This window comes from Rhizobium tropici CIAT 899, from assembly GCF_000330885.1.
GTDB classification, from domain to species: Bacteria; Pseudomonadota; Alphaproteobacteria; order Rhizobiales; family Rhizobiaceae; genus Rhizobium; species Rhizobium tropici.
Genome location: NC_020059.1, coordinates 2,472,628 through 2,494,414 on the forward strand (window position 1 = coordinate 2,472,628; position 21,787 = coordinate 2,494,414).

20 protein-coding genes and 1 pseudogene are annotated in these 21,787 nt (G+C 59.4%); 5 read left to right on the forward strand and 16 right to left on the reverse strand.

Features of this window, described 5'->3' with window-relative positions:
• Nucleotides 1–7: 7 nt before the first annotated feature.
• Nucleotides 8–751, forward strand: coding sequence for an SIMPL domain-containing protein (locus RTCIAT899_RS12180; RefSeq protein ID WP_015340540.1), 744 nt, complete (start codon nucleotides 8–10; stop codon nucleotides 749–751).
• A 125-nt stretch (nucleotides 752–876) separates the two neighbouring features.
• Here RTCIAT899_RS12180 and RTCIAT899_RS12185 read toward each other — a convergent pair whose 3' ends face one another.
• The 4 genes from RTCIAT899_RS12185 to RTCIAT899_RS12200 form a co-directional block, all read right to left on the reverse strand.
• Nucleotides 877–1,215, reverse strand: a complete 339-nt coding sequence (locus RTCIAT899_RS12185) for a hypothetical protein (protein ID WP_015340541.1) — start codon at nucleotides 1,213–1,215, stop codon at nucleotides 877–879.
• A gap of 244 nt (nucleotides 1,216–1,459) precedes the next feature.
• A complete protein-coding gene (locus tag RTCIAT899_RS12190; protein ID WP_015340542.1) occupies nucleotides 1,460–1,765 on the reverse strand; it encodes a hypothetical protein in 306 nt (101 codons plus the stop codon).
• Nucleotides 1,766–1,944: 179 nt separating this feature from the next.
• Complete coding sequence (locus RTCIAT899_RS12195) at nucleotides 1,945–2,370, reverse strand: secondary thiamine-phosphate synthase enzyme YjbQ (protein ID WP_041677931.1); 426 nt, start codon at nucleotides 2,368–2,370, stop codon at nucleotides 1,945–1,947.
• 79 nt (nucleotides 2,371–2,449) lie between these two features.
• Nucleotides 2,450–2,803: a DUF1428 domain-containing protein gene (locus RTCIAT899_RS12200; RefSeq protein ID WP_015340544.1), complete on the reverse strand. Its 354-nt coding sequence runs from the start codon at nucleotides 2,801–2,803 to the stop codon at nucleotides 2,450–2,452.
• A gap of 137 nt (nucleotides 2,804–2,940) precedes the next feature.
• Between RTCIAT899_RS12200 and RTCIAT899_RS12205 the strand changes: the two genes are divergently transcribed.
• Nucleotides 2,941–3,333 carry a GNAT family N-acetyltransferase gene (locus RTCIAT899_RS12205; RefSeq protein WP_015340545.1) on the forward strand — a complete coding sequence of 131 codons (393 nt, stop codon included), beginning with the start codon at nucleotides 2,941–2,943 and terminating at the stop codon, nucleotides 3,331–3,333.
• Between the two features lie 14 nt (nucleotides 3,334–3,347).
• Here RTCIAT899_RS12205 and RTCIAT899_RS12210 read toward each other — a convergent pair whose 3' ends face one another.
• The 10 genes and pseudogenes from RTCIAT899_RS12210 to RTCIAT899_RS12260 form a co-directional block, all read right to left on the reverse strand.
• On the reverse strand, nucleotides 3,348–4,274 hold the full coding sequence (locus tag RTCIAT899_RS12210; RefSeq protein ID WP_015340546.1) for a LysR substrate-binding domain-containing protein: 927 nt from the start codon (nucleotides 4,272–4,274) through the stop codon (nucleotides 3,348–3,350).
• Nucleotides 4,275–4,562: 288 nt separating this feature from the next.
• A complete protein-coding gene (locus RTCIAT899_RS12220; RefSeq protein ID WP_015340547.1) occupies nucleotides 4,563–5,792 on the reverse strand; it encodes an MFS transporter in 1,230 nt (409 codons plus the stop codon).
• Nucleotides 5,793–5,886: 94 nt separating this feature from the next.
• On the reverse strand, nucleotides 5,887–6,618 hold the full coding sequence (locus RTCIAT899_RS12225) for a B3/B4 domain-containing protein (RefSeq protein ID WP_015340548.1): 732 nt from the start codon (nucleotides 6,616–6,618) through the stop codon (nucleotides 5,887–5,889).
• 81 nt (nucleotides 6,619–6,699) lie between these two features.
• Nucleotides 6,700–7,506: an AraC family transcriptional regulator gene (locus RTCIAT899_RS12230; RefSeq protein WP_015340549.1), complete on the reverse strand. Its 807-nt coding sequence runs from the start codon at nucleotides 7,504–7,506 to the stop codon at nucleotides 6,700–6,702.
• A gap of 91 nt (nucleotides 7,507–7,597) precedes the next feature.
• Nucleotides 7,598–8,575, reverse strand: a complete 978-nt coding sequence (locus RTCIAT899_RS12235; protein ID WP_015340550.1) for a DMT family transporter — start codon at nucleotides 8,573–8,575, stop codon at nucleotides 7,598–7,600.
• Nucleotides 8,576–8,710: 135 nt separating this feature from the next.
• Nucleotides 8,711–10,108: a DUF930 domain-containing protein gene (locus RTCIAT899_RS12240; protein ID WP_015340551.1), complete on the reverse strand. Its 1,398-nt coding sequence runs from the start codon at nucleotides 10,106–10,108 to the stop codon at nucleotides 8,711–8,713.
• 236 nt (nucleotides 10,109–10,344) lie between these two features.
• A pseudogene (locus tag RTCIAT899_RS12245) lies at nucleotides 10,345–11,147 on the reverse strand (APH(3')-II family aminoglycoside O-phosphotransferase).
• 87 nt (nucleotides 11,148–11,234) lie between these two features.
• Nucleotides 11,235–13,295, reverse strand: a complete 2,061-nt coding sequence (gene rpoD, locus RTCIAT899_RS12250) for an RNA polymerase sigma factor RpoD (protein WP_015340553.1) — start codon at nucleotides 13,293–13,295, stop codon at nucleotides 11,235–11,237.
• Between the two features lie 449 nt (nucleotides 13,296–13,744).
• Nucleotides 13,745–14,782, reverse strand: coding sequence for an L-threonine 3-dehydrogenase (gene tdh, locus RTCIAT899_RS12255; protein ID WP_015340554.1), 1,038 nt, complete (start codon nucleotides 14,780–14,782; stop codon nucleotides 13,745–13,747).
• 21 nt (nucleotides 14,783–14,803) lie between these two features.
• Entirely contained in the window at nucleotides 14,804–15,991 is a 1,188-nt protein-coding gene (locus RTCIAT899_RS12260; RefSeq protein WP_015340555.1) for a glycine C-acetyltransferase, read from the reverse strand.
• 262 nt (nucleotides 15,992–16,253) lie between these two features.
• Here RTCIAT899_RS12260 and RTCIAT899_RS12265 point away from each other — a divergent pair, with 262 nt between their 5' ends.
• Entirely contained in the window at nucleotides 16,254–17,024 is a 771-nt protein-coding gene (locus tag RTCIAT899_RS12265; protein ID WP_015340556.1) for an SDR family oxidoreductase, read from the forward strand.
• Between the two features lie 38 nt (nucleotides 17,025–17,062).
• Here the strand turns inward: RTCIAT899_RS12265 and recQ are convergent, their stop codons facing one another.
• Both recQ and dnaG read right to left on the reverse strand, forming a co-directional pair.
• Nucleotides 17,063–18,943 (reverse strand): DNA helicase RecQ, encoded by a 1,881-nt coding sequence (gene recQ, locus RTCIAT899_RS12270; RefSeq protein WP_015340557.1) that lies wholly within the window; start codon nucleotides 18,941–18,943, stop codon nucleotides 17,063–17,065.
• A gap of 7 nt (nucleotides 18,944–18,950) precedes the next feature.
• Nucleotides 18,951–20,936 (reverse strand): DNA primase, encoded by a 1,986-nt coding sequence (gene dnaG / locus RTCIAT899_RS12275; RefSeq protein ID WP_015340558.1) that lies wholly within the window; start codon nucleotides 20,934–20,936, stop codon nucleotides 18,951–18,953.
• Between the two features lie 327 nt (nucleotides 20,937–21,263).
• Between dnaG and RTCIAT899_RS33065 the strand changes: the two genes are divergently transcribed.
• Nucleotides 21,264–21,458, forward strand: a complete 195-nt coding sequence (locus RTCIAT899_RS33065) for a hypothetical protein (protein ID WP_148289260.1) — start codon at nucleotides 21,264–21,266, stop codon at nucleotides 21,456–21,458.
• Nucleotides 21,459–21,504: 46 nt separating this feature from the next.
• Nucleotides 21,505–21,738 carry a hypothetical protein gene (locus RTCIAT899_RS12280; RefSeq protein ID WP_015340561.1) on the forward strand — a complete coding sequence of 78 codons (234 nt, stop codon included), beginning with the start codon at nucleotides 21,505–21,507 and terminating at the stop codon, nucleotides 21,736–21,738.
• Nucleotides 21,739–21,787 lie beyond the last annotated feature (49 nt).

Here is a 21,787-nt window from a genome sequence, read left to right on the forward strand (position 1 = left end):
ACGAACCATGCTTCTGACGAAAACCAGAGATTTTGCTCTTGCCGCTCTTGTCAGCGCCACTTTTTTCGTGCCGGCGGCTGCAGCCTTTGCCGAAGATGGCAAGCCGCGCGAGTCCGCGATCACCGTCACCGGCGAGGGACATGCGGCGATCGCGCCGGATATGGCTGTGGTGACGCTGTCGGTCGTTCAACAGGCCAAGGCTGCGCAGGACGCTCTCGATCAGAACAACAAGGCCATGGGTGCAGTGCTGGCAACGCTGAAGGAAAGCGGCATTGCCGAGCGCGATCTGCAGACCTCCGGCTTTTCCATTCAGCCGCAATATACCTACCCGAACGACAAGGACGGCCACAACCAGCCGCCGGTTCTGAACGGCTATCAGGTAACGAACGGCTTGACCGTTCGCGTGCGCGATCTCTCCAAGCTGGGCGGATTGCTTGACCAGGCGGTTAAGCTCGGCATCAACCAGGGCGGCGATATCCAATTCACCAACGACAAGCCGGATGCCGTACTGGAAGAAGCACGCAAGAAGGCCGTCGCCGATGCCGCCGCCAAAGCAAAGACCCTGACGGATGCCGCCGGTGTCAAGCTCGGCCGTATCATCGCCATTCATGACGGCGCCGGCGCTGCACCGCCTCAGCCCTATATGCGCGCTATGGCCGCATCCGCACCGATGGACAAAGCCGTCCCTGTCGCAACCGGCGAGAACGAATACAACGCATCGGTGAGCATCACCTACGCGATCCAGCAGTAGACAAAACAAAACCGCCCTTCGCTCAGATCCCATCGGATCGCGCAAAGGGCGGTTCCGCGGCCCCCGCCAGAGGCGAAAAGGTCAGAGAACGAAAAACGGGCGCTCCATGCGCCCGTTTTTGCTTGTCAGCGGCCCAGAAGCGGGCAGCCGCGAACATTGGCAAACATCATCGTATCCGGACCGCGGCGGCCAAAGCCGTCGACGATGACACGGCGCGGCGTCACATCCACGACTCGAGCGCGGCGCAGGCCATAACTGCGTGCAACATCCACGGCCTGACGGGGATCGCAGCCACGCCGATCAAAACGCGGTGGCGGGCGATCATAATCCGGCGGTGGCGGGCGATGGCGGCCCGGGTTCACATAAATATCCACCCCTTGCGCAGAGGCAAAATCCGCGGTGCCCGACAATGCAGTCACCGCGACACAGGCAGCGACCCCCAATTTTGCCAGCATTTGTCTCATTGTGTTCTCCGTGAAGCAGAAAGCCCCTCTCATGCCAGCGATAAGTGCTGAACGAGCGCCCGAGAGGTAAAGGCTAGATGCTGAATGAGCTCGGAATCAGCCATTCATCCATTACTCAGCTACAATGAACGCCAAGGGGAAACCAGAGGCCCGATAGTAGCATAGAGCTAAAATAAAGCCGCCTCTCTTTTGGAGACGGCTTCAAATTCATCACATAGATGTGGAAAACCTCGGTACGAAGCAATCAGCGGCGGATCAACGGGCAACCCGGCGCATTAGCGAACACAACGCGATCCGGGCCACGGCGGCCGAAGCCTTCGACGACGATGCGGCGCGGCGTGATATTGTCGATGCGGGCGCGGCGCAGGCCCATGTCGCGTGCTTTCTCAACGGCGAGACGGGGCGAGCACATGCGGCCGCGCGGGTGATCATAGCGAGCCTGCTGGATGCCAGGATGGAAGTCGTTGGCCGATGCCGTCGTAGTGGCGGCGGACATGGCGCCGAATGCCATGAGAGCTGCAATACCTGCCTTGGCGAAAAGATTGGTCATGGTGTTTCTCCTTCAAATCCTTGCTGCGGATCGTTGCAATCCCCTTATTGGGCGCTCATTGGTGAACGCCCTTGGGATTGGGGCCACGTTAGGTCAGAAAAGCTGAACCGAACACGAATTGGCCGTTCAGATTGTATTCACGGCGGTTAACAACTGGTTGACGCAGCGGCGGATGAAGCTCAGCCAGAAAAATGCAGCACAATCTCGCGGCGATGCGGCCGGTCGCGATGCTCGAAAAGATAGATCCCCTGCCAGGTGCCGAGCGCCAGCCGACCGTTCATCACCGGAATGCCAATGGAGACCTGCATCAGTGCGGCCTTGATATGCGCCGGCATATCGTCCGGCCCCTCCATCGTGTGCACGATCCAGCGCATCGACGGATCTGAGGATGGCGGCACGAGCCGGCTGAAGAAGGCCTTGAGATCGGTCTTGACGTCGGGATCGGCATTTTCCTGAACCAGAAGGGAACAGGAGGTGTGACGAACGAAGACAGTCAGAAGCCCCTCACCGCCTGCCGCTACTGCGCGGACGAATTTCGCCACCTGATCGGTAAATTCATAGAGCCCCTGGCCATCGGTCAAGAGCGTGACAACGGTTTGTGGCATGGCATCCCTGAACATGACGATAGCGATGCGCATCAGGTCGGGCGCAGTGGCCGGATGTCAAGTCCGGCCACTGCTCGGACTAAAGCTCGATGGCGACCTTGAAGCCGCCATAGATCATGCGCTTGCCGTCAAAGGGCATGTTTTCCATCTCATCCTTCAACCGGGGATCGGCCATGACCTTGGCCAATATCGAATCGCGGCTTTCCCGTGATTCATAGGTGATCCATGAAAACACCACGACCTCGTCTTCCGTTGCCTGAACGGCACGCGGAAAGGAGGTGAGTTCGCCATAGGGAACATCGTCGCCTATGGCCTCGACGTAGCTGAGTGCGCCATATTCACGCCAGACCGCCCCCGCTCTTTGCGCCAGCACCTTGTAAGCCTCGATCTTGTCTTTCGGCACGGCAACGATGAAACCATCGACATAGGACATTTCAGCCTCCTCTGTTCTATGTTCACTTTCAAAGGACGATCGACCACAACCGGATCCGACATCGGCGGCAGATATTTTCCGCACGCTTCCGAGCGGTCGGAATGAACGCGCCGAAGTAACACGCGGGGGAAATGTCAATGGCTATAGAATACAGGGATAATCCGGATCTGGGAAACGAGGCGCTCAATGCCCTGTGGGCGACCGCATGGAACACACCCCACCCACGGGACTTCCAGCCCATCCTTTCCCGAAATCTCGCCCATGTCGGCGCATTCGCTGGCACGAGACTGGTCGGCTTCGTCAATGTCGCCTGGGACGGCGGCATTCATGCCTTTATTCTCGATACCTGCGTCGATCCGGAATTTCGGCGCAGAGGCATCGCAAGCGCTCTCGTCAAGCGGGCGAGAACCCTGGCCAGCGAACGTGGCGCGGAATGGCTGCATGTCGATTTCGAGCCGCATCTCAGCGGCTTTTATCGCGGACTTGGTTTCGCTTCGACGGAGGCCGGCCTCATTCGGCTGCGCGATTAACAGACCATCTCCCACTAGCCCGGCGAACGAACTTGCGCGAGCAACCAATTGCGGAACAGGGCCGCAGCCGGGTTCAGCAAGGCGTTCGGCGGATAGACCAGGCTATAGCTGACGGCAGCCGGCTGTACCTCGACAAAGCATCTGACCAGCTTTTTCTCGGCGAGATCGCGTGCGACCAGCGAGCTTCGCACGAGAGCAAAGCCGCGGCCCTGTCGGCAAGCCTCCAGCATCTCGGCAAAGGAATCAAAGAGAGGCGCCTCCTCCACAGCCCTTGCGATATCGAAACGCACGCCGTCCTCGCCGCCGCTCTCGCCAATCACCTGCTCGTGCCAGCGCTGCCAATCGAGAATCGTATGCCGCATGCCGGAATAGCGCAGAAGCGGAGCGGCCCTAATGGCCCAGCGCGGCGGCAGTCGTTTGGACAGTTCCGGCGAACTGACGACGAACTCTTCGTCCGTCAGCAGTTCTTCATGGGTGAAAGCCGCGTCGGCACGGCCGAGCCAGATGGCGAGATCGGTACCTCCAGGCTGAAAATCCGGGCGCTGATAGCCGACAGCCAGCTTCACCTCGATGTCCGGATGACGCTGGCAGAAATCCGGCAGCCGCGCCGCCAACCACTGGCTGGAAAACTCCGGTGAGACGGATACTGCGACGCCGCGAACTGAAATACTGGCGCGCGCCTGGTACAGTGCCGCCTCCAGCTCGGCGATCACGCCTGAGATGGCGGGGTGCAGGCGGGCGCCCAGCGGTGTCAGTCGCGCCCCATTTCGGCCGCGATCGAACAGACGGCCGCCGATCCATCCTTCCAACTGCGCAAGCTGGTGGCTGACCGCCGTCTGTGTCTGCCCGATCCGCTCGGCGGCGCGGCCAAAACCGCCGGTCTCGGCAATGGCGCAGAATGTCTGAAGCACCGAGAGCGGTGGCAACGGCCTCTTTCCCATGAAAATCCCTCATGCTTTGCAGCCTGAGGATTCATTATACATCGCTTTATTTCAAGCGCACCTATCTACTGACCAAGCACTTCGAGGTCATAGATAGATGAACATTCTTCATGTTGAAAGCTGGAGAACATGGTTCGTCCGGCTTCTGATCCGGCAAGGCGCCTCGGAACGACGCTCGCATAATGAAGGTGGCCGAAAGCGAGACATGCTGCTGGAGGAAAACCAACATCTGCTGCGGGATGTCGGGTTAATCAATCTTGCGGAAAAGCAATCCAAGGATGGACGCTGCTAACCTCTGAGCGTCTTCACCCTGGTCAGATCCGGAAAGAGGCGCATCCAGAGAAGCACCACAACGATGGTTCCGACGCCGCCGACGAGGCCAGTCAGGACAGGTCCAAGTGCAGTGGCAAGCATGCCGGACTCGAATTCACCGAGCTGATTGGAGGTGCCGATGAACAGCGAATTCACGGCATTGACGCGGCCGCGCATGGCATCAGGCGTCAGGAGCTGCACGAGCGAGCTGCGCACGACGACGCTGACGGTATCCGAGGCTCCGACGACGAAGAGCGCCGCGACCGAAAGGATGATGTTGCTCGAGAGCGAAAAGACGATAGTGGCGACCCCAAAGATGAGCACGGCAAACAGCATCTTCGTGCCGACATCGCTCTGCAGCGGCCGACGTGCCAGCCAGATGGACATGGCGAGCGCGCCGATTGCCGGCGCGGCACGCAAGAGGCCGAGCCCCCAGGGTCCCGCATGCAGGATATCGCGCGCGAACATCGGCAGCAGCGCCGTCGCGCCGCCAAGCAGCACGGCGAAGAGATCGAGCGAGATCGTTCCCAGCATGACGGGGCGACTCGCGATAAAGGAAACGCCGGCAAAAACGGAGTTCAGCGTCACCGGCTCGCGCGATGCCGGCTGCTCCCGCTCGACCCGGATCGAAATGACATTGACGCTCGCGATGATGTAAAGCACGGCCGACATGACAAACGGAGCAACGGGGCTGACGCCATAGAGGAGGCCGCCCAGCGAAGGCCCGATGATGAAGGCCGTCTGCATCATCGAAGTGGAGGTGGCGATGGCAACCTGCAGCAACGAAGACGGCACGATATTCGGTAAAAGCGCTGCCATCGTGGGACGTTCAAAGGCGGTTGCTGCGCCCATGACGGCAACGGCAGCCAGAATGCCGACGGGACCTATCCAGCGCTGCCAGACAGCCACCGCGAGAACCAGCGCCGTCAGCGCCTCGATCAGCTGGCAGGCAAGGCCGATGCGGCGTCGGTCAAACCGATCGGCGACATGCCCGACGACAAACGTCAGGATGACCATGGGCAGGAACTGGCAGAAGCCGACGAGGCCGAGAAAAAAGGCGCTATGGGTCTGATCGTAAATCATCCAGCCCATGGCAACCGTGACAGACTGAAAGCCTATCGAAGAAAAAACGCGCGACGCAGCGAATGAACGATAGCCGGGGTGACCGAGCACGCTTGGCCGGTCTAGAGTCTGCAATGTATCCATGGGCCTTTTCGTCTGCCGGCCGGGGCGCTCGCAGACTTGCTTCTCAACAATCGAATTTTCTACACCTCCCTGCTCTGCCTCGATGCGCCCCCTGTCAATCTTGTTTTTGCTGCAGCTGCAAATTCATCGCGGACGATAGATCAAATCGCGGTGAAGACGAGCTGAGAACACCCTGCCTGGCCTCGATCGACCATATCGCCGCCAGCTCCGCTGCGATCGCATCGATCAGCTTGGGAACATCGCTCACCGCAGAACCGTGCAGCGCTTCCGCGACGATAAGCACCGAGTGTGTGTCGTCACGCACTGCGGACAAGCCGCTCTGTCGATTGGTCCAGCGGCGGGCATGTGCCTGCCCAGCCGCATCGGCAAAGATCACCTCCCTCGCCTCCGGATGCTCCACCTCACCGGAAAAGGTCAAATAGGATTCGCTGCCGCTTGCATGCCGCACTTCGAGATCGCCAGCGATTTTCGAAAGATCCAAAACGGCGACGGGAATCGCGAAAGCGATCGAGATCGCATTGCAGAGATCGACGAGCGGATGCAGCCGCGGCAACGACCCCTCCTGGCGAAATCGGCGCAGCAGCGCTTCGGAGGCGCAGCGATATTGCGTCGGCTTCAATCCCATTTTGGAGAAAGCACGCCGCCATGCCTGTATTTCAGCCATCTCGCTTTCAGGATGCTGCGCCAGCCGGTCTGCGGCGGTCGCATGATATCCGGCGATCCGATCGCCGACATCAACAGCCGAGGTTATCCCTTCGGCGAACAGCACGCCGGGAACCAGCTCCGGAAACTCGCTCCACATTTCGTTCGAATGGCGGAAAAACATCGCACCTCCTGATAGGCATCTGCTTGTCGCAGCAGAAAACCCCGTCATTACCCTCCGGTCTTGAATAAAATTGCAGAAGCTTCAGCCGATGGCCGCAGCATAGGCGCCCGGCGAGACACCGAAATTGCGAACGAAGAGCCGCGTCATATGGCTCTGATCGGAAAAACCGCTGGCAAAGGCCGCTTCCGCCAAGGGCGTGCCCACCGCAATCAGCCGGCGCGCTTCATGAATCCGGCGCTGCATGAGGTAGGCATGGGGCGTCAGTCCCGTCGCCTTGGCGAAGGCACGCAGGAAACGGAAGTGGCTCAGCCCGCATAGTTCTGCCAGTTCGGCGAGGGTCAATGAAGCGGCGGGATCGTCATCGATCAATTCCCGTGCCCTTTTGATATCAGCGGGAATGGCATCTTCGCGCACGGCGCCTGCCCTCTCGCGCATCACATCGGCAATAAGCGACAGAAGCAGTTCATCCCGCAGGAGGATATTCTCAGCCGCATCCTCGATCAGAAGCGAAAACAGGGTTTTGAAATGCCCGGCCATCTCCCCGTCGCGGATGACAGGCGACGGGAATTCCACCGCACCGAACCCACCCTCGCCGACGTCGCGCAACAGATCGCCGATCAGCCGGGGATCGAAATAGAGCATGGACCATGCGCGGCTTCTGCCGATCGGCATGCCGTCATGCACCTCGTTCGGGTTGACGCTGATGACGTCGCCGGCCTCTGCCTGTACCATCCCTCGCCCGCTCAGCGACCTTTGCGCGCCGGCCTCGATGATACCGATGCCGAATTGGTCATGCGTGTGCTTGGGGAAGCTATGGCCGGTTTCGGCCCGGACTGCCTCGACGCCGGCAAGGCGAGAACGATATATCCTGAATTGACCGGACTTCATCCTGGTGCCTCTCATTCCGCCTGTTCGCTATATCAGCTATGGCGTCGCACACGAGCGACAATGTTGCGCACCAGCAATCGGGACACAAGGCTTAAGCGCCTCCTGCGGCCTTGTGATCCTCCGCCGTCGCCAATGCCGCCTGCGTATCGCCGGTAACGGCGGCCGGCAGCGGCGTGCCGCGCTTGCGCTCCCGCGCCAATGTCAGCAGGCCGGAAAAGATGATGAGGACAATGCCGACGGCCATCGGCATATCGATGCTATCATTGAACAGCAGGTAGCCAAAGGCGATCGCCCAGAGCATCTGACTATATTGCGGTGGCGCAACCAGATTGGCAGGCGCCATCTGCGCGGCCGTCAAGAGCAAGACGCTGCCGCACGCACCAAGGAGGCCGTAGCTCGCGAGGAATATCCACTGCGTCGGCGTCGGCATGGTGACTTCGGAGAGCATGAGGAGGCCGCTGACGATGAGCGTTCCGAAAAGGCCTGCCCCATAGAGCGAGATGCGCTTCTCCTTCGAGCCGAGCGCGCGGTTGACGACGATGGAGATCGCCGCCGCAAGACCGCCGATCGCCGCGCAGAGATGACCGATCGAAAGCTCGCGAAAACCCGGCCGCAGAACGATCAGCACACCGACGAAACCGAGAATGACGGCCGTCCAGCGCTGCCAGCGCACATCTTCCTTAAGAAAGATCACCGAGAGAATGGTGACAAAGGACGGCAGCAGAAACAGCAGCGCAAAGGCTTCCGCCATCGGCAGCTTGGTGAAGGCGACGACGGAGCAGATGGCGCCCGTCGCGCCGCAGACGAAACGCAACAGCCACAAGGGACGGTTCGACGTCCTTACCATATCGAGCCAGCTATCCTCCCGCTTCTTCAGAAACGGCACGGCGACAAGGCCGAACAGCGCGCCGATGAAGGCGACCTGATAGGAGGGGATCGCCCCATGCAGGATCTTGATCGACGCATCGCTGAAGGCGAAGACGGCATAGGACGCGAATGCCACAAAGACACCACGCAGGGCGGAGCGGTTTGCGGCCGCAGAGCTGGGATCGGCTGTAATCGAGGACATCGGAATCTTCGGAAAAGTGCGATGGAAGACACTGAATCAGTGAGATGCAGGCAATTGTATGATGAAATGGGGCGGATTTCGATTGTGTGGGGGATAAACTATTGTTTCAACCTACAGCCATAACTGTGCGTATCATCAAAATGCAGGCAAACCGAGCCTCTCAAGCTGATTTTTAGGGACACGTCCATCGCTCGTATATGAGAAGGCCGTAACCTTCAAAGCTGCATCGTCAACTTGGCACCTGAAGGCAACTCGATACCAACCTTTTGAGGTCGGAACCGCTACCCCATCGGCCGAGACACCAGTATCACTCAGCATAGTAGGCGAGAATGCCGAATTGACATAATTTGGCGCGTTAAATTCATGCCCAAATTGAGCTAGAGCTTCACTGCGGCAAAGATACGAAACACGTTCCCTACGTGGCATCTTCTTCCAGGCATCATAATTGCTCTTGGACAAGCGAGCCATCTCGACATCTGAATAGAGCTTTCTCGCGCGGACAGCCATCTCCATCGCGTCTGATTTAGGCTGCGCTTCAGTGAATAATGCAGTGCCGGCAGTCGGATCACCTTGACTGATCGAAGCGGACTGTTCTTGAGAACTTTGCTGAGAGGGAGAGGGCTTTACCGCCGGAACGACAATCTGTGGCAGATCTTTTGTTTCATTCTTGACCTGCTCTGCAGGAGCTTGCTGCTTCAGGTCGGATGACGCCGCCTGCGGCGGCTGTACTTGAAAATCCGAAGGCTCTTTGGTCGTAAGAACATCGGGCGCCGATGATAGGGCCTTGGTGTTCGAGTCGCTTGCCGGCGGCTCAGTCGCATTTGTCATCTGGTCTTTGGCATCAGTCCGCTGCAGGGTATCTTGCGCCTGTTGCGCTGCCTGCGCTTGTGCAGCCGCGTCCGTGGCTGCTTGTGCCTCTGCCTGTTGCTCGGCCGCGGCATTATTTGGTTGCATCGGAGGTGTATTGTTTCGCTGCTCCGAGGTGTCGGCCTGCTGTGTTGTGGTCGGATTCTTCTGATCGCCGTTCATATCTGGAACAGGTACGTCTACGACAGGGGGCTGCTGTTCCGCCTTCTCGACAGGCTTCTCAGCGGCAGGATCATCAGGTTTGGGCTCAGACTTCGCCTGCTCCACCGGCTTATCAGCCTTGGCCTCGTCAGGCTTGGCTGCGGGCTTCTCTGCCTGCTTCTTGCCGCTGGGATCGGATGGCTTGGGCGGCTGTTCGTCCGCCTTCTTTCCCTCAGGCTGCTGTGGCTCCTGTTGGGTTTCGGCGGTCTGCTCCGCCGGCTTCTCGTCAGGTTTCGGCGTCGGCTTCGGAGGCTGATCGGGCTTCTCATTCGCCTTTGTCGCGAGTTCCTGCTTTTCTTCCTGCTGCGGTACCAGCTCGACATTGACGCTCTGCTCGGGCTTCGCCTCGGGTGGCGCGGGAAATAGCGGCAGCAAAAAAATCGCGACAAACAGGACGTGTAAAAGGATCGACAGGGCAAAGCCCGGCCTTATTTCCCTATCCCGTTTTTCCGCGACCTTTTCCATCGTTCAGCGGATGGCTCGCGACGAGAAAGCAATCAGGCGAAAACAATGCATCGATTCATTCGATCCTTATCGGCAAACAGATCAGAAGACTTTCCGGTCGCTGACATATGGTATCCGGCCACGGACCGCGAAAGAGGCATCGGTCGAAATCGAACTTGTCAGGCCTCCGCGCGATCCGCAATGGCGCAAAAACAAACCTCCGTGATCGCGCATCGCCCAGACGGTCGCATTCCCAGTCAGAAGAACTCATCCAGTAGCTGATAATATGCCATCTTTTCTGCTTGCCGTTCAAAATCGCCATAGGCTTTCAAAAACTCCGCAACCAATTCCTTTCCGAAATTGTGCTCGATGCTACCGCAGGCAAGTGCGATATCCTGATGGCGATCGGCAATGCCGAGGCGGCCGCAATCGATATAGCCGCTGAACTTCGGGCCGTCGGCCATGAAATTCGGAAGGCAGGCATCTCCATGGGTGACGACTAGATCCTCTGTGAGCGGCCTCGTCTCCACGAGCTCGCGAAAAAGATCCTTTGCCGCCCTTCCCAGCCGGGTCTCGTCAAAGTCGTCCTCATCGACGCGGCCGGCAAGCAAGCGCACCTTTGCCGTGCCGATTCTGTTCTCCAGCCGATGATCGAAGGGACAAGCGGCGATATCGGTGGCATGCAATTGCCGCAACGCATCCGCCAAAAGCAGCACCCGCTCGAGCGGCTGTAACCACTCGGCGCTGACGAGATCGCTGCCGGGAAGAGCACACCCATCAAAAGCCATTCGCGTTCGCCGTCCTTCTCATGGGCAATGATGTCCGGGCAGGCAAAACCCTGCGAGGCGAGCCATCGCAGCCTCGCAACCTCGCCGGCCAGCTCGCCCAGGGGATCGGCCAGCTCGGTCTTGAGGTAGACTGGCGCACGCCCATCGGCCTCGAGCCGGAAAACATGGGCCGAGGAGCGGCCAAGCGCATCCTGCCGCCATTCATATCCAGCCAACGCATCGCGGAGCCGGATTGGGATGGCTGTTTCCATGAATTGCGGTTTGCTCGCCATGATCACCCCTTCGATCCCGATATCGTCAATAAAAAGCCCGGCTCGCTTTCACGAACCGGGCCTGATTTCATAAGCTGCCGATGCAACTCAGCTGTCGAGGAAGCTTCTGAGCTTGCGGCTGCGGCTCGGATGCTTGAGCTTGCGCAGCGCCTTCGCTTCGATCTGACGGATACGTTCGCGCGTCACCGAGAACTGCTGACCGACTTCTTCGAGGGTATGATCGGTGTTCATGCCGATGCCGAAGCGCATGCGCAGCACGCGCTCTTCGCGCGGCGTCAGCGATGCCAGAACGCGGGTCGTCGTTTCGCGCAGGTTCGCCTGGATGGCGGCGTCGATCGGCAGAAGCGCATTCTTGTCCTCGATGAAATCGCCGAGATGCGAATCTTCTTCGTCGCCCACCGGGGTTTCGAGCGAAATCGGCTCCTTGGCGATCTTCAGCACCTTGCGCACCTTTTCGAGCGGCATGGCGAGCTTTTCGGCCAGTTCTTCCGGCGTCGGCTCGCGGCCGATTTCGTGCAACATCTGGCGCGACGTGCGAACGATCTTGTTGATCGTTTCGATCATGTGCACCGGAATACGGATGGTGCGCGCCTGGTCCGCGATCGAACGGGTGATCGCCTGACGAATCCACCAGGTGGCGTAGGTCGAGAACTTGTAGCCGCGGCGATATTCGAACTTATCGACCGCCTTCATCAGGCCGATATTGCCTTCCTGAATGAGGTCGAGGAACTGCAGGCCGCGGTTGGTGTACTTCTTGGCAATGGAAATGACGAGGCGCAGGTTGGCTTCGACCATTTCCTTCTTGGCGATACGCGCTTCGCGCTCGCCCTTCTGAACCATGTGAACGATACGGCGGAATTCCGAGATCGAGATACCGGTTTCGGTCGCAAGGTTCTGAATTTCCTGGCGAATGTCGCGGATCGTCGTATTTTCGCTCTTGGCAAACTCCTTCCAGCCGCGCGCAGCCAGATTGCCGATGGACTTCATCCAGTTCGGATCGAGTTCGGCACCCTGATACTGTTCCAGGAAGCTGTCACGTTTGACGCCATAGGATTCGGCCAGACGCAGCAAGCGGCCTTCGTTCTGAACGAGGCGCTTGTTGATGTCATAGAGCTGCTCGACGAGGGCGTCGATGCGGTTCTGGTTCAGCGACAGAGACTTGACCGACTTGACCAGCTCATCCTTGAGTTCCTTATAGCGGCGCTCCTGCGCCGAAGAGAGCGTACCGGAAGCCGACAGGCGCTGCTCGACCTGCTGGTCCTGCAGCTTGCGCAGCTTCTTGTAGGTTTCGGCGATGATGTCGAGCGTCGTCATCACCTGGGGGCGAAGCTCGGCTTCCATCGCGGCGAGAGAGAGGTTGGATTCGTCCTCGTCCTCCTCCTCTTCCTCGATCGGCAGGCCTTCGCCGCCGACATTGGTGATGTCGTCGTCACCGGAAGGAGAGCGGCCGCGGCGTGCCTTTTCCTTCTCTTCGGCTGCCTTGCGGTCAGCCTCGATCTTCTCAGGGCTCTGGAACTGCGGTGCAGCCTTGGCCTCGGGACCGGAATAGGTGGTTTCAAGATCGATGATCTCGCGCAGCAGCGTCGTGCCTTCGTTGAGTTCGTCGCGCCAGATAATCAGCGCCTGGAACGTCAACGGGCTCTCACAGAGGCCGCCGATCATGGTTTCGCGGCCGGCCTCGATGCGCTTGGCAATCGCGATTTCGCCTTCACGCGATAGAAGCTCAACGGAACCCATCTCGCGCAGATACATGCGCACCGGGTCGTCCGTACGGTCGGTCGGCTCTTTCTTCTTCGCGGTCGCAAGCGCGGAACCGGTGGAAGGGGCCAGTTCGCCGCCTTCACTTTCATCGTCGCCGCCGGCGTCGTCGTCGTCGCTGGCCGCAGCGCCAGCCTCTTCGACATCTTCGTCTTCAATGACGTTGATGCCCATGTCCGAAAGCATGGCCATCGTGTCTTCGATCTGTTCGGACGTCACTTCCTCGGACGGCAGAACGGCATTGAGCTCGTCCATCGTCACGTAGCCGCGCTTCTTCGCGGCCTTGATCATCTTCTTGACCGCGTCGTCGGAAAGATCGAGAAGGGGGCCGTCGGAGGTGCCGTCGCGCTCGACTTCAGCTTCTTCGTTCTCTTTGACCTTTGTTGCCATTTTTATATCGTCGCTTTCCCTGACGCTGCAAACTTTCACGCGGTGAAACAATCACACTGGCTGGCGCGCCCTGCACCAGCTGCGACTCACCGACGAACACCTAACGGAATGACCTTTAATGCCCGATTAACCACGATCACCGCCACCGGATTGCAAAGCTGGATTGCGTTTGGATTTCCGGCCATGGTATTAGGTGATCCGCTTGATCCAGTTTACCGTTCTTTCCGAAGTTAAACGGTGATTCCCAGAATTTTAGTTCTCGTCAAGCTTTTCCAGCAAAAAAGCCCGTTAAATGCGCGAAAAAGCCTTATCCACAGGCTCCGCACGCAGCAATTTATTGTTTCTCGTATTTAGGAAGTCCCCGCGCGATGACAAGAGCATCCTGAGCAAAGCCTCACATTTCCAGCATCGGCAGGTATTACCGAGACTGAGAGTGTGGCCGAATGGCATCAATTCCAGTCCATTACGACCTTGCCGGAATTGCCTGAACGCATTGCTTCGAAGCCATCGCGGAAATCATCGATGCCGATACGATGGGTGATGAGGGGCGATACATCGAGACCGCCTTGCACGAAGGCGATCATCTTGTACCAGGTCTCGAACATCTCACGGCCATAGATACCCTTCAGGTTCAGCATCTTGAAGATGACCTTGTTCCAGTCGATCTCGAAGCCGGCCGGTGCGATGCCGAGAATGGCGATCTTGCCGCCATTGTTCATCTTATCGATCATGTCGCGAAAGGCGGGAGCCGCGCCTGACATTTCCAGCCCGACATCGAAACCCTCGGTCATGCCAATGGACTTCATCACATCGGCAAGGTTCTCCTTGGAAGCATCGACGACATGATCGATGCCGACCTTGCGGGCAAGCGCCAGCCGAGTGGGATTGATATCGGTGATGACGACCTTGCGGGCGCCCGAGCGCTTGGCGACCATCGCACCCATGATGCCGATCGGTCCCGCGCCGGTCACCAGTACGTCTTCACCGACCAGATCGAAGGAAAGCGCCGTATGCACGGCATTGCCGAAGGGGTCGAAGATCGCGGCAATCTCGTCCGGGATATCATCGGGGATCGGCACGACATTGGATTCGGGAATGCAGACGAACTCGCCGAACGAGCCGGGGCGGTTGACGCCGACGCCGAGCGTGTTGCGGCAGAGATGGCCCCTGCCCGCCCGGCAGTTGCGACACTTGCCGCAGACGATGTGGCCTTCGCCTGAGACGCGCTCGCCGACATGATATTTCGTCACGGCCGAACCGATCTCGGCGATCTCGCCGCAGAATTCGTGGCCAACCACCATCGGTACGGGGATGGTTTTTTGCGCCCATTGATCCCAGTTCCAAATATGGACATCCGTACCGCAGATCGCCGACTTCCTGACCCTAATGAGGACATCGTTCGGCCCGACCTCCGGAACCGGCACATGTTCCATCCACAGCCCGACTTCCGGCCTGGATTTGACCAACGCTTTCATCATGTTCGACATGATCGGCTCTCTCCAACCAATTCAAATGATTCCGAGTTCTTTTCCGGCTTCGGCAAAGGCTGCAATCGCCTTTTCGACATCGGCCTTCGAGTGGGCAGCCGACATCTGCGTGCGGATCCGCGCCTGCCCCTTCGGCACCACGGGGAAGGAAAAGCCGATGACGTAGACGCCCTTCTTCAGCATCAGCGCCGCCATGTCCTGCGCGAGTTTTGCATCCCCGAGCATGACGGGAATGATGGGGTGATCGGCGCCGGCAAGCGTGAAGCCGAGCTTGGTCATCTCACGGCGGAAGAGTTCGGCATTGCCTTGAAGGCGTGTACGCAGGTTGGCGCCGTTCTCGATCAGATCGAAGACCTTCAAGGAGGCAGCCGCGATAACCGGCGCCAAGGTGTTCGAGAAGAGATACGGGCGCGAGCGCTGCCGAAGCCATTCGACGATCTCGCCTCTCGCCGAAGTATAGCCACCCGAGGCACCGCCTAGTGCCTTGCCGAGCGTGCCGGTGATGATGTCGATACGGCCTTCGACGCCGCAATATTCGGCCGATCCCCGGCCATGCTCGCCGACGAAGCCGACGGCATGGCTGTCATCGACCATGACCATCGCGCCGTATTTTTCCGCCAGATCGCAGACGCCGCCGAGGTTGGCGATGATGCCGTCCATCGAGAAGACGCCGTCCGTCGCGATCAGCTTGAAGCGGCTGCCTTCGGCCTTCTTCAATTCTTCTTCCAGGGCCGCCATGTCGTTGTTGGCATAGCGGAAGCGCTTTGCCTTGGAGAGCCGCACACCATCGATGATGGAGGCATGATTAAGGGCGTCCGAGATGATGGCATCCTCTTCCGACAGCAGCGTCTCGAACAACCCGCCATTGGCATCGAAGCAGGAGGAATAGAGGATCGTCGCCTCCATGCCGAGGAAAGCCGAAATCCGCGCCTCGAGTTGCTTGTGCTCCTCCTGCGTGCCGCAGATAAAGCGCACCGAAGCCATGCCGTAGCCATAGCGATCGAGCGCTTTCTTCGCGGCCTCGGCAAGCTCCTCGTTGTCGGCGAGGCCGAGATAGTTGTTGGCACAGAAATTGAGGACGCGCGCGCCACCCAGCACGGCGATTTCGCCAGCCTGCTTGGAGGTGATGACGCGCTCGGCCTTATAGAGGCCGGCTTCTTTCAGGCCGGAAAGTTCGTTGCGCAGGTGGGAGATGAACGCAGAAGTCATGGTCGCATTCCGATGCTGGTCAAAGGGCCTAATTAATCAAGGAATAACATAGGATCCGGCCACTTGCTGCATCCAGCAACGGCAAAAATGCGCAACCCGGTGACGTCAGCGCGACAGAGCGCAGTTTCGACAGTATCTGGCAAAACAGGGCGGATGTACGCAACTTCCTGGTCGAGCCCGAGGTGACTTCATCTCAAAAATTACTTGACTCAGTCCAATATTTTGCAGCAGATTGGCGTTGGTCTGACAATAAGGGAGAACCATGAGCATATTCCACAGATTCTCCCTCGCAGGACAGGTTGCCCTCATTACCGGCGGCGGACGTGGCCTGGGATTTGAGATGGCACAGGCGCTCGCCGATGCCGGCGCTCACGTCATCCTCAACGGACGAACTGCAGCCACACTCAATGTAGCCGTGGAAGCGATCCGAGCAAGAGACGGCTCGGCGGAAGCCGCCGCCTTCGACATTTCCGATCGCGACGCTCAGCACGCAGCAATAAACAACATCGAGAAAAATCACGGCCGGCTCGACATACTAATCAACAACGTCGGTGCCCGCGACAGGCGCCCACTGGCCGACTTCGACGACGAGGCGATCCTCGCCCTGCTCAACACGGATCTCGCCGCCTCGATCATGCTCTCCCGCGATGCGGCGCGCCTGATGAAACGAAATAATCACGGGCGGCTGATCTCGGTCACTTCGATCAGCGGACAGGTCGTCATGCCGGGTGACTGCGTCTATCCCGCCGCCAAGCAGGGTCTGACAGGCCTAATGCGCAGCATGGCTGTGGAATTTGGCCCTCACGGCATCACAAGCAACGCCATCGCGCCAGGCTGGTTCTCAACGGAAACCAATGCGGCGATGGTCGCTAACGAAGACCTGATCCCTATCGTGCGTCAGCGCATCCCCGTTCAGCGCTGGGGACGTCCCGACGAGATTGCGGGCGCAGCACTTTTCCTCGCCAGCGACGCCGCTTCTTTCGTTAACGGCCACGTCCTGACCGTCGATGGCGGAATGACGGTGCGCATGTAGCGTTTCGGCCGCCGGGCTTCGATAATGGCATCAACACGTCAGCGATTGGCGAACTCCGAAATCACGGCAAGGAACGCGTCTCCATAGCGGTCCAGCTTCGATTGCCCAACCCCCGATATCCCCAGAAGATCTCGGTGATTCCTGGGCCGCTCTGTCGCAAAGGCGATCAGCGTCGTATCCGGAAAAACGACGTAAGGCGGCACGCCCAACTCCTTGGCGATCCGGGTGCGCTCGGCCCGCAGCGCATCGAACAGTGCCTGTGCCTCGCCGGAAAGCCCGTGTGCCTGCTTCTCCGGTCGTCCCGCCTTCTTGCCGCGACGGCCCGTTTCGGGCCGATCCTTGCGGAAAAACACCTGCCGCTCGCGCTTGAAGACGGCCCTCGCCTGTTCCTGGAGCTTCATGGCACCGAAGGCCGTGTGGTCGATGCTGATAAAGCCGTTCGCCAATAATTGCCGGAAGATCGATTGCCAGGTGCGAGAGGGAATATCCTTACCTGCGCCGAAAACCGGCATATCGATGTGGCCGAAACGCTCGGTCTTCTCATTGACCGTTCCCATCAGCACATCGATGACATGGCCGGTGCCGAAACGCTCGCCGGTCCGATAGACGGCGGCAAGCGCCTTGATGGCCGCTTCCGTCCCGTCCCAGGTCTCCACAGGCTTCAGGCAGGTATCGCAATTGCCGCAACCGCCGCCATGTGCCTCTCCGAAATGCGAAAGGATCGACTGCCGCCGGCAGCCGGCCGTCTCGCAGATCGCAAGCAGCGCATTGAGCTTTGCCCGCTCGACGCGCTTTATCTCCTCGGACGCGCCGCCTTCGTCGATCATCCGCCCGCGCTGGATGACATCGGCCATGCCATAGGCCATCCAGACATTGGAGGGCAGCCCATCACGCCCGGCGCGGCCAGTTTCCTGGTAATAGGCCTCCACTGATCCCGGCAGATCGAGATGGGCGACATAGCGCACATTCGGCTTGTCGATGCCCATACCGAAGGCAACCGTCGCCACGAGGCACAGGTCTTCCTCTTTCAAGAAGGCATCCTGATTGGCATCGCGAAGCGCTCGATCCATGCCGGCATGATAGGGAAGCGCGCGGATGCCCTGCCCGTTCAGCCACTCTGCCGTATCCTCGACCTTGGCACGCGAGAGACAATAGACGATACCGCTGTCACCGCGATGACCTTCGAGAAATCGCAGCAATTGCTGTCGCGGCTGATCGCGCTCGACAATCTCATAGGTAATGTTCGGACGATCGAAGCTCGTAGTGAAGACCTTGGCATCGTCAAGCGCCAATCGTTCGATAATGTCGTCTCGCGTATGCGGATCGGCCGTTGCCGTCAGCGCGATGCGCGGCACGCCGGGAAAAAGCTCCGCAAGCCTGCCGAGATCGCGGTATTCCGGTCGGAAGTCATGGCCCCATTGGGAGACGCAATGCGCCTCGTCGATCGCGAAAAGCGCGATCTTCGCCCGCCCGAGCATCTGGCAGAAGCCTTCCGTCGCGATGCGTTCCGGCGTCACATAGAGCAGATCGAGCTTGCCTGCGGAAATGGCGCGATAGACATCGCTCGCCTCCTCGCGCGACAGGGACGAATTCAAGGCGGCAGCCCGGATGCCGAGCTGTTTCATGGCCTCCACCTGATCCCGCATCAGCGCGATCAGCGGCGAGACGACGATGCCGATACCATCGCGGCAAAGCGCGGGAATCTGGAAACACAGCGACTTGCCGGCACCGGTCGGAAACAGCACGACCGCGTCGCCGCCGGAGACGACATGCTCGATCACCTGCTGCTGCTTGCCGCGAAAGGCGGAATATCCATAGACACGTTTCAGCACATCGAGCGGCGCCGGCACATGTGTGCCCTCACCAAACAATGCGTCGTCTACGGAAAATCGCGGCTCTTGTCGTTCAGGCTGAGGCATCTATTCCCTATTTTCCAGCGGCACCTTTGACGCGACCGGAGAGCACACCGAAGCCATCGATGATCGCTTCCTGATTTTCCAGACGCAGCGCCTCGAGCTGTACTTCCTGCAAGGCGCGAATCAACGGCTCGATCGCTTCACCGTCGCCTTCTTCCGTCGCCTCGGCAATAGCGCCTTCCAGCTCGATCTTGTGCCAGCGCAATGCTTTCGAGCGCTTGTGGAGCGCAAGTGCCTGGCGATAGCCCTCGCGCGCATCCTCCATGGCGGCGGCCTCGGTGGCAGTCCACAGGCGGGCATTGCGAATCTGTTGTTCCAAGCTTTTCAGCAGGGCGCCGAAATCCTGTTCTTCCAGTTGCTCGAGCAATCGCTCGCGCACGAGCTGAGGCCCAACCAGAGTTGCAGCCGCCCCAAGGACCGCGGACCAGAGCCGCTGCAGTTCGCGGCTGTCATAATCGATCGCGGCGATCTCGTCATATTCGTCCTGTAGCAGTGCCGGATGGTTGACGATGGTCAAAGCGAGCACGCTTTCGCGAAGGCTCGGAATATCCTGATGTCCCTTGATCATGGCCGAACGCTGCAAGCGATCGGATGCGGTCGTCGCCACCGCAGCCCCGGTACGTGCCTGTCCGCCACGACCTGCAAAGTTGCGGCTATTACCGTCACGGGAAAAACCACGCCCCTGCTGGCCGCCCCGCTGGAACTGCGGCTGGAACAGCCCGTTCAGCCGCTCGCGCATATTTTGCTGATAATGGCGCCGCACATCTTCGTCGCCGATGACAGACACGATGCGCCGCAACCGCGCTTCCAGCTCCGCCCGCGCCTCCGGCGTCTCGAAGGTGCCGCTGCCGGCCTCCCTCGTCCAGATGAGGTCGGCAAGAGGCTTCGCCTGCGCCAGCACCTTGTCGAACGGCGCGCGCCCATCCTGCCGCACGAGATCGTCAGGGTCCTTGCCATCGGGCAGCAAGGCAAAGCGTACGGTGCGGTTCGGTTTGATATGAGGCAGCGCCAGATCGGCGGCACGATTGGCCGCGCGGATGCCGGCGCCATCGCCATCGAAGCAGAGCACCGGCTCCGGCGTCATCTTCCAGAGGAGATCGAGCTGGCTCTCCGTCAGAGCTGTGCCGAGCGGCGCAACGGCATTCTCGACGCCGGCTTGATGCAGCGCGATGACATCCATATAACCTTCGACCGCGATAATGGTCCCGGCGCCATCGGCGCCCTGCGAAGCGCGGCGGGCGCGGGTGAAATTGTAGAGCACATTGCCCTTGTGGAAGAGCTCGGTCTCGTTGGAATTCAGGTATTTCGCCGGCGCATCCGGCGACATGGCGCGGCCACCAAAGGCAATCACCTTCTCGCGCGAGGACAGGATCGGAAACATGATGCGGTCGCGGAAGCGGTCATAGGAGACCGGCACGTTCTCATGCACGACGAGGCCACAGGCCTCCATCTGCTCCTTCAGCACACCCTTGCTGGCAAGATGCTCTTTCAGGGCGTTGCGGCTATCGGGCGAATACCCCAAACGGAAGGTCTCGATCGTGCGGCCACTGAGGCCGCGATCGCGCAAATAGGCCCTTGCCCGCGCTCCATTGGCTGTCTGCAACTGGTCTTGGAAAAACTGGGTCGCCATTTCCATAACGTCGAGCAGCGACGTGCGCTCCTTCTCGCGCTTCGCCTCCATCGGATCGGCAACGGGCATCGGGACGCCTGCCATGTCGGCGATCTGCTGCACGGCCTCTGGAAAGCTCAAGCCCTCCAATTCGGTAAGAAAGCGGAAATGGTCGCCTGTAACGCCACAGCCGAAGCAGTGATAGCGCCCTTTGCGATCCTCACAGTGGAAGCTCGGCGATTTCTCGCCATGAAAGGGGCAGCAGGCCCAGTAATCGCCGCGCGGCACATTGGTCTTGCGCCGATCCCACGTCACACGACGACCGATCACGTCTGAAATCAAGACGCGGTCGCGAATCTCATCGAGAAACGTATTGGAAAATCGCATGGCTACCTCTGGCTCGCTTCATATAAACAGGAATACGGGGCATTGCCACGACCACCCGGCCGCCTCCCACGCTATTCACAGCCCTTTGCCGGCGATTGCATTTTCGCCCCTCGATCACAACTCCGTGAACACGGCGGCACATTTATTCGCATTCGCCTCGAAATCCACGGCCGCGTTTGACAGGCCCGAAACGCCCAAAAATCGCTTCACCGTGACCGGAACTGGTAGGATTATGTCCATGGGAGTAACTATTTCGTCCGCAAAAATCTGCGGAAAAGCAAAGGCTTGCACAGCCTATAGTCGACAAATGCGAACAAGGGCGACACCATGAACAATCAATGGCTGCAAAGCAATCGCGCCCGGGCGACACTCCTTGAGGGCACATTTGCGGCATGGTTCGTAAGCCAAACATTATTTTTTTGTAATTTGATTGTTGGTGTGCGTCGCAATAGCGTCTTTCTCACAGGGCGAGACAAGCCGGCGAAGGACTTCTTCGCGACGCGACATGCCGAGACGCCCTGACGAACCGAAGGCCACCAGGTACGGGCTTTCAGTTTAGGAGAGAAAAATGCGCGTTCTTATCGTACCCTTGGCAGCAGCAGCCATCTTTGCCACAGCTACTTATAGCTCGGCCACAATGACCGGCAGCGCCAGCGACAAGAACGTGCTCTATGCCGGTGCAGGTTATCAGCTGCCGGCGGATATGAAGGTCCCTGCCCTTTCAGCAGGCGTAAAGATTCAAATGTCCGAACTGCCGCCGCAGGCATTGGCTTTGCCCCAGCAGATCAGGATTCTCCGATAAGTTCAGCAGATACTCAGGTGGGGCACCATCCCTACCCCCGGCGCCGCCC